This window comes from Rhodococcus sp. IEGM1339, assembly GCF_050321925.1.
Lineage (GTDB): Bacteria > Actinomycetota > Actinomycetes > Mycobacteriales > Mycobacteriaceae > Rhodococcus > Rhodococcus pyridinivorans.
In genome coordinates this window covers 82301-94535 of sequence record NZ_JBNQFT010000009.1, presented here as the reverse complement: position 1 = coordinate 94535, position 12235 = coordinate 82301, and the positions used below count along the sequence as shown (strand labels likewise).

Below are 12235 nucleotides of genomic sequence, written 5' to 3'. Positions count from 1 at the left end.
CGAGCATCCGAGCAAGGAGACGACCGTGGTCGACTTCAACAGAGTCGTGCAGAACGCGAGCCGAGTCGTGGAGAACGCGAACAGGGCGATCGACGACGCCGGTCGCTCGGTGGGCGGATTCGTCCGGCGCGCCGTCGACCGGCCCGTCGACGCTCGGAAACCGCAGACGGTGACCGTCGCGGCTCCGCGCGCACAGGTCATGCAGTTCTGGCGCGATCCCGAGAACCTGAGCAGAGTCTTCGGCGACCACGTCCGGGTGGAGACGGTCGAAGCGAACCGGCTGCGCTGGACCTGGGAGAGCCCCGGCGGGACGACGACCTGGGACACCCGCGTCGACGTCACCTCGGAAGGACTCGCGTTCGTCGGCGAGGACGACGCGGACACCCCGGGTCCTCGCGTAGTGCTCGCGGTGTCCGACGCGCCCCGGGGCGGCACCGAGATGACCCTTCGCGCCGAGGTTCCCGTCCCCGATCTCGTCACCGGCGCCCTGACCTTCACTGCGCTCTACCGTGCGCGGGCTCTCATGCAGACCGGTGAGATCCCCACCCTGCAGGGCAGTCCGAGTGCCCGTGCATCGGAAGGAGACGCGTGATGCGAGCCCTGTGCTGGATGGGGGTGAACGAGTTGTCGGTGGAGACGGTCGACGATCCCGGCCTGGTCAACCCGCACGACGTGATCGTGGCGGTCCGCCTCACCACGACCTGCGGGTCCGATCTGCACTTCCTCGGCGGGTACCTGCCGGGGATGCGGGAGGGCGACGTGATCGGCCACGAGTTCATGGGCGAGATCGTCGACACCGGCCCGGAGGTGACGAACGTGCGGGTCGGCGACCGGGTGGTCGTGCCGTCGTTCATCGGATGCGGGAAGTGCCCGTACTGCGCCGACGGCCTGCACGCGGTGTGCGACACCACCAACCCGAACGCCGCGATGCAGCAACCCGTGCTGGGCTATCCCACCGGCGGAATCTACGGCTACACCCATCCCTTCGGCGGGTACCAGGGTTCGCACGCCGAGTACATCCGCGTGCCCTTCGGCGACGTCAACTGCTTCCAGATCCCCGACGGTGTCGGCGACGAACAGGCCCTGTTCCTGTCGGACGCGGTACCGACGGGCTACATGGGCGCCGACTTCTGCGACATCACCCCGGGCGACACCGTGGCGGTCTGGGGCGCCGGCGCCGTCGGTCTCATGGCCGCGGCAAGCGCGAAGATCATGGGCGCCGACAGGGTGATCGTGATCGACCGTTTCCGAGACCGCCTCGACCGCGCCGCGAAGAAGGTCGGCGCCGAAACCGTGGACTACGCCGAGGTCGACAGCGTCTACGAGACGCTCCGCGAGAGCACCGGCGGACGCGGACCGGACGCCTGCATCGACGCTGTGGGCATGGAGGGTCACGGAACCGGCGTCATGCAGGCCTACGACAAGGTCAAGCAGGCGCTGCGGATGGAGAGCGACCGCGCGACCTCCCTGCGCGAGGCGATCCTGTCCTGCGGCAAGGGCGGAGTCGTGTCGGTGCTCGGCATCTACGGTGTCACCGACAAGTTCCCGATGGCGGTGCTGACGAACAAGAGCTTGACCCTGCGGACGGCGCAGCAACACGGCCAGCGGTACATGCCCACCCTGTTCGAACACGTCCTCGAGAGCAGGTTGGACCCGAGTTGGCTCATGACGCACGACCTTCCGCTCACCGACGCGGTACGCGGCTACGAGATGTTCAAGAACAAGGAGGACGACTGCCTGCGCGCGGTCTTCCGCCCCTAGGTCGTCACCGGTCGGATTTCTTCAATACGAGCGCACGGTCGGCGTCCGACACTGGCGCCATGACGAATTCGGTGAACCCCATCCCCGAGGGATACACCTCCCTCACCCCCTTCCTCGTCGTCGACGGTGCCTCCGGCGCGATCGACTTCTACTGCGACGCGTTCGGAGCGACCGTCGTCGAGCGGATGGACGGCCCCGACGGGACGGTGATGCACGCAGAGCTCGACTTCGACAACGGCCGACTGCAATTGAGCGATCCCCATCCCGGCATCGGCCTGCACGCGCCGAGCGGAACGAACGACGTCGACCATTCGTACGTGCTGTACTGCGCGGACGCCGACGCCGTGTTCGCGCGGGCCGTCGCCCTCGGTGCCCGGGTGTTCGAGGAACCGTCGACCTTCGTCACCGGCGACCGGTTCGCGTCGATCCTCGATCCGTTCGGTCATCGGTGGGCCGTGATGACGCGGGTCGAGAACGTGCCCGCGGAGGAAGCGAAGCGACGGCTCGACGAGTGGGCGGCAACGCAGAACGCGTGAGGTGTAAAGCAGTTGCCCACGGAGCACCCTTCGGTGCACGCTGACTAGGATCTTCCTCCCGGATGTTCTGTACGAGAGCCGGGGGGATCAGTGTTCGACAAGAGGCGTGCGCAGAAGCGATTCGACGACGGCGTGATGGCCCTGGGCTATTTCGTCAAGGGAAGGCGACAGCGCACGGACTGCGCCGTCGCCCGGCAATGCCCCCACCAGTGCCGCACACTTCCGACCGATACGACTCGAACCACGCACGAGACGACCCGCTCGCCGACGGAAGTAGTTGCCGTGCATCGTCGAACTACGTCACCGGTCGGCGTGGCACAACCGAGATATCCGCTGTGAACGATTTCCCGGATTTCACCCCACAGACGGCGAATGCCGCCCCCGGGAAACCGGGAACGGCATTCGTCGTCGTGTACGGACTCAGCCGAGGCGCTGCTTGAGGGCCTCGAACTCGTCGCGGATGCCCGAGGGCACCTTCTCACCGAGGAACTCGAACCACTCGGCGATGCCGTCGATCTCGGACTTCCACTCCTCGACGTCGACCTTCAGGGCCTCGTCGACGTCGGCGGGATCGACATCGAGACCGTCGAGCGTGAGGTCGGCGGCGCTGGGCACGTAGCCGATCGGCGTGGACTGCGCGCCGGCCTTGTGCTCGATGCGGTCGACGATCCACTTGAGCACGCGCGAGTTCTCGCCGAAGCCGGGCCACAGGAAGCGGCCGTCGTCGCCGCGACGGAACCAGTTGACGTAGAAGATCTTCGGCAGCTTGTCCTCGTCGGCGTTCTTGCCGAGCGTGATCCAGTGGTTCAGGTAGTCGCCGGCGTTGTAGCCGAGGAAGGGCAGCATCGCCATCGGGTCGCGACGGACGCTACCGACCTTGCCCTCTGCCGCGGCGGTCTGCTCGGACGACAGGGTCGCGCCGAGGAAGGTGCCGTGCTGCCAGTCGAAGGACTCGCTGACGAGGGGCACCGTCGTCTTGCGGCGGCCACCGAACAGGATCGCGGAGATCGGCACACCCTGCGGGTCGTCCCACTCGGGGGCGAGGATCGGGCACTGCGACATCGGGGTGCAGTAACGCGAGTTCGGGTGCGCGGCGTTGGTGCCGGACTCGGGGGTCCAGTCGTTGCCCAGCCAGTCGGTGAGGTGCGCCGGGGTCTCGCCGCCGATGCCCTCCCACCAGATGTCGCCGTCGTCGGTCTTCGCGACGTTGGTGTAGATGGTGTTGCCGGCCTCGATGGTCGCCATCGCGTTCGGGTTCGAGTCGGCGCTGGTGCCCGGCGCGACGCCGAAGAAGCCGAACTCGGGGTTCACGGCGTAGAGGCGGCCGTCCTTGCCGAAACGCATCCACGCGATGTCGTCGCCGAGGGTCTCGGCACGCCAGCCCGGAATGGTCGGCTGGATCATCGCGAGGTTGGTCTTGCCACAGGCCGACGGGAACGCCGCGGCGATGTAGTAGGCCTTTTCCTCGGGCGAGATCAGCTTGAGGATCAGCATGTGCTCGGCCAGCCAGCCCTCGTCGTGCGCCATGGCCGACGCGATGCGCAGCGAGTAGCACTTCTTGCCGAGCAGGGCGTTGCCGCCGTAGCCGGAGCCGAAGCTCCAGATCTCACGGGTCTCGGGGAAGTGGGTGATGTACTTCGTGTCGTTGCACGGCCACGGGACATCCTGCTGACCGGCCTCGAGCGGCGCACCCACGGAGTGCAGCGCCTTGACGAACGGACGGTCGGTGCCGAGCTTCTCGAGAGCCGCGCTGCCCATGCGGGTCATGATGCGCATCGAGACGACGACGTACTCCGAGTCGGTCAGCTCGACGCCGAGCTTCGGGTCCTCGGCTCCGAGCGGGCCCATGCAGAAGGGCACGACGAAGAGGGTGCGTCCGCGCATGCTGCCGCGGTACAGCTCGGTCATCGTGGCACGCATCTCGTCGGGGTCGACCCAGTTGTTGGTCGGGCCCGCGTCGATCTCGTTCTTCGAGCAGATGAAGGTGCGCGACTCGACGCGTGCGACGTCCGACGGATCGGAATTGGCCAGGAACGAGTTCGGCTTCTTCTCGTCGTTCAGACGCGTGAAGGTGCCTGCCTCGACCAGCTGAGAGGTCAGACGGTCCCATTCCTCATCGGATCCGTCGGCCCATACGACACGATCGGGCTGGGTGAGCTCGGCAATCTCCTGGACCCAGGCAAGCAACTCGGCATGCTGGGTCGGGAGCTTGTCGTCGGTACCGTTCAAACCGGGAATGGTCGCTGAGGTCATCAAAACTCTCCTGGGGTGTGCCCGGAACCGGGATCCCACCTCCGACCTGCACGTTCTTCTGTGCGGACGAGGGCAGACCCGGGCTTGCCCCTCTCGGCAGGGGTACCACCTACTTCGTCCGTGGCCGAACAGGCGAAGTAGGCGCCGGATGTCCTTTTCATAGAGGTTAACGTCGGAATGCCGACCGGCGTCACTCGGGGCCGGTCGGAAATCTCACAGAAACGATTCAGAACTTGCGCACAATACCGTCCCCTCCCCCTGCTGCGCAGCCGGATATGAATCACTTCGACTCTTCTCCGTGGTGTACGTCGTATTCAAGGCTACCTGTGTCCAGTCGACTCCACCGACCCGATCCGTCCAGCTCGCGACAGTATTCCCACACGCCGTAACGGCCGTCGTCCGCGATCACCGAGAGGCGATCGCTGCTGCCGTCGAGATCGGTGTCGGTGGCCACCACCAGACCGTCGCCCCAGTCGCCACCGACTCCCCAGTGCTCGGTATCGGCGACGACCGTCTCGGCGGCGCCGTCACCGTCGAGATCGGTCGTCGGGGCGAGCTCGTCGGCCCAGGCGGCCAACTCGGACGGATCGAACCCGGACGGATCGAAGGGATCGGTGAACGGCTGGGGTGTGCCACCCGAGCCGGCGAATTCGGCCATCGTCTCCCCTTTCCGACCCGGCACGCGCCGGATCGCTCCTATCCGGTTGGACGCACCCCGGCACCTTGCGGTTCCGGGATGTGTCCGAGTGCCGCCAGGTCGCGTTCGCACGCGGCGGTGCGGGCACGCCGCTCGCCCCGGCGACGGGTGATCTCCGCGTCGATCGCGGCGACGCGTTCCCGCACGCGGGTCGCGTGCCGGTCGCGCGCAGCGACCGCGAGCGCGGTGGACTGCAGTTCCGTCTCGTGGATGCGGGTGCGGATCCAGGTGTCGAGTTCCGCCCGTACGGTCGCGAGCTCGTCGGCGATCCACCGCCGCATCCGGTCGCGGTAGGCGATTCGCCTACGGATCCGCATCAGCCATCCGGCGGCCGGAACCGCGCACGCGATCGCGACCACCAGCGACATCCAGCCCGGCAGGTCCCCGAACGGGGTGAGGAGCAGTCTGCCGAGACCCGCGCCTGCCGACGCACCGAAGACCACCGTCAGCGTGTCCTCCATCGACCGCGCGGTCTGCGGTGGGCGGGCGGTGCGCGTGGGTTCCGGCGCCGGAGTGCCCGGTGCGATCCGGGCCGTCTCGTCGGTGAGCCGCGCACACAGGTCGTCGACGTGGGTGTCGATCGTCGTGACCACCGCATCCGCGTCCGCGGTCTCGAGCACCTCGCCCGCGGCGGTGGACGCCGCCCGCACGCGCATCGCGACCTCCTGCAACAGCGTCACCTGCAGCCGGCGCAGGTCGGGGCCGGAGGTCGCGGGTGGTGCTGCGGCTGTGAGGCGGGAGCGCTCCGCACGCAGGCCCCCTTCCTCGTCCTCCGCGCTCAGTCGTCCGATCTCCTCCTCGATCATCGGCCGGGTGGCGGCGACGACCGCGGCGCGTGCTCGTCGCGGGTCGTGTGACGACCGGACCGTGGCGGCCAGGACGTCCCGCAGTTCGACGAGTCCGGACGCGGTGAGCAGGGTCTGCCGGACCGCCTCGCTCGCGTCGTCCTCGAGTTCGCGTGCCCGCCGAGCGGCCGCGGCGCTCACGGGCAGGACCACGACCCTCGGCAGCCAGGATGCGTGCCGCTGCAGGATCTCGACGTCGGCGTCGCGGACCGCACGCCAGTCGGGAAAGCGGTCGATGCCCGTCAGTGCGCAGACGACCTCGATCGACTCGGCTGCCGCCGAGCGGACGAGGTCGAGTTCGGTGCGGCCGATCGTCGCCGACGGGTCGAACACCACGAGGGTGACGGCGCGGCCATCGTCCGTGATGTCCAGCCCGCCCAGAGGTCGTAGCTCCGCTGCCAGCGTGCCGGCGCCGGAACCGGGCACTCCGACGACCCGCACGCCGGTCGCGGCCGGCCGGTGCAGTCCCATCCATCCGCGCGGGTTCCATCGGCGCAGGACGTCGTCGGCCGGATCCACGAGTCCGCTCGGCGGTGTCACCGTAGTCCCGCGGCGACGGACTCCATCGGGTCCAGCCCGACCAGGTCGAGTGTCTGTTCGACGAGTTCGCGCACCTGCGGTGCCGCCGGGACACCCGCCACGACCCGGGCGAGCTCCTCGTCACGTAGGCGGCGCGCCACGACCGCACGCGCGGCGAGCCGTTCCCCGAGCAGTTCCTCATCGCGGACCGCGACCACCTGATCCGGCGGCACCCCCGTCGCACGCGCGACGAGAGCGCACTCGCTGTCATCCGTCCCACCCGTCACCACGAGGACGAGGCGACAAGGATCCACGGCCGTCAGCGCGGCGCGGTCGGCCGGATGGGCGACGGCCGGGTCGAGACGACGCGGCACGACGTAGACGACGACGTCACCGTCGAGGACCGGGTCGGGACCGTCCGGCGTGTCCACTGCCACTCCGCCCACGGCCGCGTCTACTCGCCCACCCTCGATATCGACCCTGCGGAGCAGCAGTTCGCGTACCTGCGTCTCGACGCTCTCCCGGCCGGTCCCGGCCCGCCCCGCGACCTGCACCCGCAGCGCGGCCGTATGCTCGGTCAGCGCCCTGCGAATCAACCGCCCTGCCTGCGCATCCAGTTGTTCGACCTGCGCAGCGAGGTGGTGCCACAACTCCCCCGTCATGATCCCCCGATCGTCGGCGGAAATTGTCGCAGAGAGATCGCTGACAGGCAGCCGAACGAATGCTTCCCTGAGAAAACACTGTGGCCACTCAGGTCACTCCCGCCACACACTCTCGGAATACGCGACAATGGACCGGTGAACGAAGCCGATCAGCACACCACCGAGACGCTCGAGGAGCGCCCGACCCGCGGGAACCGCCTATACCCCAGGGTGACGAGTTTCCGGTCCCGCCGTGGATCGCTGACCGACCCCCAGCAGCAGTGCTGGGACCGTCGTTGGCCCGAACTCGGCAAGGAAGTCGGCGACGAACCGCTCGACGTCGACGCCTGGTTCGGTCGCTCCGCGCCCCTCGTCCTCGAGATCGGATCCGGAACAGGAACCGCCGCGGTCGCTATGGCCCAAGCCGAGCCCGAGGTGAACCTCATCGCCGTGGAGGTCTACAAGCCCGGCATCGCCCAGACACTGCAGAACATCGAACGCAGCTGCAACACCGACGCGCCGATCCGGAACCTGCGGATCCTGCGCGGCGACGCCGTCGAGGTGCTCGAGAAGATGCTGACCACCGCGTCACTCACCGGCGTGCGGGTGTTCTTCCCGGATCCGTGGCCCAAGGCCCGCCACCACAAGCGCCGACTCCTGCAGGCCCCGACGTTCGCCCTGATCGCCGACCGATTGAAGCCCGGTGGAGTGCTGCACGTGGCCACCGACCACGCCGATTACGCCGAGGCCATCGCCGAGGTGGGCGATGCCGAACCGCGCCTCGCCCGCTTCACCGGCACCTCCCCGATCAGCCTCGAACGCCCCGTCACCAAGTTCGAGGACAAGGCACACCAGGTGGGTAGCGCTATCAACGAGTTCGTCTGGGGGAAGATCGGAGCATGAGTGTCCATGAAGAGCTTCCCGGCGTGACCGACCCCTCCGCGATCGACGGTGTCGAGCCGGTCCGAAAGGTCCTGCTCGTCTGGGACGCACCCAACCTCGACATGGGCCTCGGCGCGATCCTCGGCGGCCGGCCCACCGCGGCCTACCGCCCGCGCTTCGACGCTCTCGGCCGGTGGCTGCTCGGACGCACCGCCGAACTGTCGCGTCTGCACTCCGCGACCCTCGAACCCGAAGCCACGGTGTTCACCAATATCGCCCCCGGCAGCGCGGACGTCGTCCGCCCCTGGGTCGAGGCCTTGCGTAATGTGGGCTTCGCGGTGTTCGCCAAGCCGAAGATCGACGAGGACAGCGATGTCGACTCCGACATGCTGGACCACATCGAGCTGAGGCACCGGGAAGGTCTCGCGGGTGTCATGGTGGCCTCCGCCGACGGGCAGGCGTTCCGTGAACCCCTCGAGCGGCTAGCACAGGAGGGCATCGCGACCCAGGTGCTCGGTTTCCGCGAGCACGCCAGCTGGGCGGTGACCTCCGAGATCATCCAGTTCCTCGATCTCGAGGACATTCCCGGTGTGTTCCGCGAACCGCTGCCCCGCGTCAGCCTGGAATCGCTGCCCGACGAGGGTGCCTGGCTGCAGCCGTTCCGACCGCTTTCTGCTCTCCTGGTGGGGCGCAAGAGCGTCGCCGAATAGGAGACTTACGTGTTCGACCGTTGGGGAGAGCTCGTCTACCGCGCGCGCTTCACCGTCATTGCGGTGATGGTCGCGGGGTTGCTCGCGCTCGCCGGGTACGGGCTGAGCCTGAACGATCACCTCAGCCAGAGCGGCTGGGACGATCCCGGTTCGGAGTCCGTCGCCGCTGCCAAGCTCGCCGACGGCACCTTCGGCCGCGACACCGCGGGCGACGTGCTGGTGCTGTACACGGCACCCGAGGGCAGCACGGTCGACGATCCCGAGTTCGCGGCGAAGGTCACCGACAGCCTGAACTCGCTGGTCGCCGAGCATCCCGACGAAATCCTCAAGATCAACGGTGCGTACTGGCCCACCGACGACGCGCCGTCGCTGCCGTCGCTGGCCGATCCGTCGCGTCAGCACGCGATCGCGTCGGTCGCGATCGCCGGCGAGGACGACACGGAGCTGACCGGCAACTTCCGCGAGATCAAGGACGCCTTCTACATCGACGGCGTCGACGTGCAGCTCGCCGGTCTGCAGCCGATCTCCGGCGCACTGAACGACACGATGGCCAACGACATCAAGCGCATGGAGATCCTCGCGATCCCGGCCGTCGGCATCCTGTTGTTCTTCGTCTTCGGTGGCGTCGTCGCGGCCGCTCTCCCGCTGATCACCGGTGGTCTCACGATCGTCGCGGCGAACGGCATCGTCCGGTTGATCACCAACTTCACCGAGGTCAACTCGTTCGTCGCACCGGTCGTCTCACTGATCGGCCTGGGCCTGGCGATCGACTACGGCCTGTTCATGGTGTCGCGGTTCCGTGAGGAACTCGCCGAGGGTTACGACACCCCGGCGGCGGTGCGACGCACCGTCGTCACCGCAGGTCGCACGGTGGTGTTCTCGGCGACGATGGTCGTCACCAGCCTCGGTGGTCTCGTGCTGTTCCCGCAGGGCTTCCTCAAGTCGGTCGCCTACGGCGCGATCTCGGCGGTCTCACTGGCTGCCCTGCTGTCGATCACGATCCTGCCCGCCATCCTGAGCATCCTCGGCAGGCGCATCGACAAGTTCGGCATGAAACGCTTCGGGCAGATCCAGTCGAACGAGCAGGTCGAGAACAGTTTCCTCGGCCGCCTGTGCCGCTGGGTGATGGTCAACCCGATGAAGGTGACCATCCCGACGGTCATCGGCCTGCTGCTGCTCATCATGCCGCTGACCGGCATCAAGTTCGGCGGCATCAACGAGACCTACCTGCCGCCCGAGCACCCCACGCGCGTCGCGCAGGAGACCTTCGACGAACTGTTCCCCGGCCAGCGCGCCGAGCCGGTCAAGCTCGTGGTCCGCGGCGCCGAGGGCGGCGACCTCAACAAGATCATCACGACGGCCAGCGAAGCTCCCGGCCTCGTCGAGAAGTTCCAGATCACCGGCCCCGCGAAGGACGGCGTCCGTGTGCTCAAGGCCGGTCTGACCGACCGCAACGAGTCCGCCGACACCGTCGAGTACCTGCACGCAGCCGAATGGCCCGAGGGTGTCGAAGTGCTCGTCGGCGGCACCCCGGCGATCGAGCAGGACTCCATCGGGGCCCTGCTCGAGACCCTGCCGCTGATGGTCGTGGTCGTCGTGCTGTTGACGACGTTGCTGATGTTCCTGGCGTTCGGCTCGCTCGTGCTGCCGGTCAAGGCCGTGTTGATGAGCGCCCTGGGTCTCGGCTCGACGCTGGGCATCCTCACCTGGATCTTCATCGACGGCAACGGCGCCGACCTGCTCAACTTCACCCCGGGGCCGATCATGTCGCCGGTGCTCGTGCTGATCATCGCGATCGTGTACGGCCTGTCGACCGACTACGAGGTGTTCCTGCTCTCCAGAATGGTCGAGGCGAGATCGATGGGGGCGAGCACCACCGAGTCGATCCGTATCGGTACCGCCCACACCGGTCGCATCATCACCGCGGCCGCCCTGATCCTTATCGTCGTCACCGGTGCCTTCGGGTTCTCGGAGCTGGTGATGATGAAGTACATCGCGTTCGGCATGATCGCCGCGCTGATCATCGACGCGACCGTCATCCGCATGTTCCTCGTGCCCGCCGTGATGAAGCTGCTCGGCGACGACTGCTGGTGGGCTCCGGCGTGGATGAAGCGGATCCAGGAGAAGATCGGCTTGGGCGAGCCGATCCTCGCCGACGAACTGATGCCCGAGGACGTTCCCGAGCTCATCACCGTCGGCATGTTCGGGCCGGCGACGGTCGCGGCCACGGGCGCGCACCGCTTCCCGGCAGGTGCCTTCGAGGGCGGCTCCGACCTCACGCAGCCGCTGCCCAAGATCGCTCCGCCGAGGCCGGCCGCCGAACAGCGCAAGCTCCGCGATCTCACGCCGCCGCCGGTGCGACGGCAGGCCCCGGGCCGCCCCCCGGTCCGTCCGGCCGCGCCCGCGTCCGGTCGTCCCCCTGCTGCTCCGCGGAACGGCGAACGGGTGCCGCCCGCAGCCGGGCGTCCGATGCCGGCGAGCCGTCCGGTGCAGCCCGGTACGGGTCCGGGGCGTCCGTCGCGTCCGATCCCGGAGCCGCGTCGTCGCCCGGAGGGTCGGCCGCCGGTGGACGAGCGCAACGGCTCGGCTCTTCCGGGGCTCGGAGGCCCGGAGAAGGGTGTCCCGGAGAAGCCCGAACGTCGTGCCCCGGAGATGCCGCAGCGCGATGTCACGCAGCGCGGTGCGCTCGATCAGACACAGCGCGGTGCGCTCGATCAGACACAGCGCGGTGCGCTCGATGCCACACAGCGCGGTGCGCTCGATGCCACACAGCGCGGTGCGTCCGACCCGTCGTCGCCGTCGTCGGTGCCTCCGCTCCCCCGCCGTCAGCGCGGGGAGGTTCCGCCGCCGCTGCCGCAGTCCTTCATCCGACCGCCCGCTGTCCCGGGCGATGCGGAAGCTCTGTCCGGTGCCCCGGCTCCGCGTCCGAGCGAACCCGGCACCGGTCGTGGACGGGATCCGCAGGCGATCGAGAACTGGCTGTCGCAGTTGCGCCGTACGTCGCCCGGCGGGGAGTCTTCGGCCCAGCGACCGAGGCCCACTTCCGACGCACCGCGCCCCTCGGCGCCGGACTCGCAACGTCCCCCGACATCGGAGGCCCAGCGACCTCCGGCGCAGGGACCTGCCCGACCGCCCGTGCCGGGCACTCAGCAGCCGCCGACGCAGGGCATGCAGCCGCCGACACAGAACGGTCCCCGTCCGCCTCTGCCCTCCCGGTCCCGTGGTCCGGAGCAGCCGCCCCGCCCGGCCGGCGAGCGGCCGGAAGCGCGAGCGGACGAATCGCAGCCGGAGCAGAACGACGCGGAGTCGCGGAGGCGTGGACGCCACGGTCCCGACAGCGGCCGTTCGATCAGCGTCAGTGAGCTGATCGCCCGGCAGCGTCGCGACTGAT

General features: G+C 68.6%; 10 protein-coding genes. 6 read left to right on the top strand and 4 right to left on the bottom strand.

Annotated elements, in window-relative coordinates; genetic code table 11:
* The first annotated feature begins 25 nt into the window (after positions 1–25).
* From ACQR3U_RS11685 to ACQR3U_RS11675, 3 genes are read left to right on the top strand one after another with little or no spacing between them, the layout of a single operon-like run.
* Complete coding sequence (locus ACQR3U_RS11685; protein ID WP_006552689.1) at positions 26–592, top strand: SRPBCC family protein; 567 nt, start codon at positions 26–28, stop codon at positions 590–592.
* Entirely contained in the window at positions 592–1761 is a 1170-nt protein-coding gene (locus ACQR3U_RS11680; RefSeq protein ID WP_033096319.1) for a zinc-dependent alcohol dehydrogenase, read from the top strand. The genes ACQR3U_RS11685 and ACQR3U_RS11680 overlap by 1 nt, the downstream gene beginning before the upstream one ends.
* A 59-nt stretch (positions 1762–1820) precedes the next feature.
* Positions 1821–2297, top strand: coding sequence for a VOC family protein (locus tag ACQR3U_RS11675; protein WP_006552691.1), 477 nt, complete (start codon positions 1821–1823; stop codon positions 2295–2297).
* 420 nt (positions 2298–2717) lie between these two features.
* Here ACQR3U_RS11675 and ACQR3U_RS11670 read toward each other — a convergent pair whose 3' ends face one another.
* From ACQR3U_RS11670 to ACQR3U_RS11655, 4 genes are all read right to left on the bottom strand, one after another.
* Positions 2718–4550, bottom strand: a complete 1833-nt coding sequence (locus ACQR3U_RS11670; RefSeq protein ID WP_006552694.1) for a phosphoenolpyruvate carboxykinase (GTP) — start codon at positions 4548–4550, stop codon at positions 2718–2720.
* A gap of 280 nt (positions 4551–4830) precedes the next feature.
* Positions 4831–5208: a DUF6802 family protein gene (locus tag ACQR3U_RS11665; protein ID WP_006552695.1), complete on the bottom strand. Its 378-nt coding sequence runs from the start codon at positions 5206–5208 to the stop codon at positions 4831–4833.
* A gap of 38 nt (positions 5209–5246) precedes the next feature.
* Positions 5247–6632, bottom strand: coding sequence for a hypothetical protein (locus ACQR3U_RS11660; protein ID WP_064256134.1), 1386 nt, complete (start codon positions 6630–6632; stop codon positions 5247–5249).
* The gene (locus ACQR3U_RS11655; protein WP_039585086.1) at positions 6629–7273 is read right to left on the bottom strand and encodes a hypothetical protein; all 645 of its coding nucleotides are present in this window, start codon (positions 7271–7273) and stop codon (positions 6629–6631) included. Before ACQR3U_RS11655 ends, ACQR3U_RS11660 begins: the two co-directional genes overlap by 4 nt.
* A gap of 135 nt (positions 7274–7408) precedes the next feature.
* Here ACQR3U_RS11655 and trmB point away from each other — a divergent pair, with 135 nt between their 5' ends.
* From trmB to ACQR3U_RS11640, 3 genes are read left to right on the top strand one after another with little or no spacing between them, the layout of a single operon-like run.
* Positions 7409–8155 carry a tRNA (guanosine(46)-N7)-methyltransferase TrmB gene (trmB, locus tag ACQR3U_RS11650; RefSeq protein WP_006552698.1) on the top strand — a complete coding sequence of 249 codons (747 nt, stop codon included), beginning with the start codon at positions 7409–7411 and terminating at the stop codon, positions 8153–8155.
* Positions 8152–8844: an NYN domain-containing protein gene (locus tag ACQR3U_RS11645; protein WP_006552699.1), complete on the top strand. Its 693-nt coding sequence runs from the start codon at positions 8152–8154 to the stop codon at positions 8842–8844. Before trmB ends, ACQR3U_RS11645 begins: the two co-directional genes overlap by 4 nt.
* 9 nt (positions 8845–8853) lie before the next feature.
* Positions 8854–12234, top strand: a complete 3381-nt coding sequence (locus ACQR3U_RS11640; protein WP_230810567.1) for an MMPL family transporter — start codon at positions 8854–8856, stop codon at positions 12232–12234.
* Position 12235 lies beyond the last annotated feature (1 nt).

Coding starts and splice junctions, on each gene's coding strand:
- ACQR3U_RS11680 (WP_033096319.1), top strand. CDS start 592: ATGCGAGCCCTGTGCTGGATGGGGGTGAACGAGTTGTCGGTGGAGACG.
- ACQR3U_RS11665 (WP_006552695.1), bottom strand. CDS start 5,208: ATGGCCGAATTCGCCGGCTCGGGTGGCACACCCCAGCCGTTCACCGAT.
- ACQR3U_RS11670 (WP_006552694.1), bottom strand. CDS start 4,550: ATGACCTCAGCGACCATTCCCGGTTTGAACGGTACCGACGACAAGCTC.
- ACQR3U_RS11675 (WP_006552691.1), top strand. CDS start 1,821: ATGACGAATTCGGTGAACCCCATCCCCGAGGGATACACCTCCCTCACC.
- ACQR3U_RS11655 (WP_039585086.1), bottom strand. CDS start 7,273: ATGACGGGGGAGTTGTGGCACCACCTCGCTGCGCAGGTCGAACAACTG.
- ACQR3U_RS11645 (WP_006552699.1), top strand. CDS start 8,152: ATGAGTGTCCATGAAGAGCTTCCCGGCGTGACCGACCCCTCCGCGATC.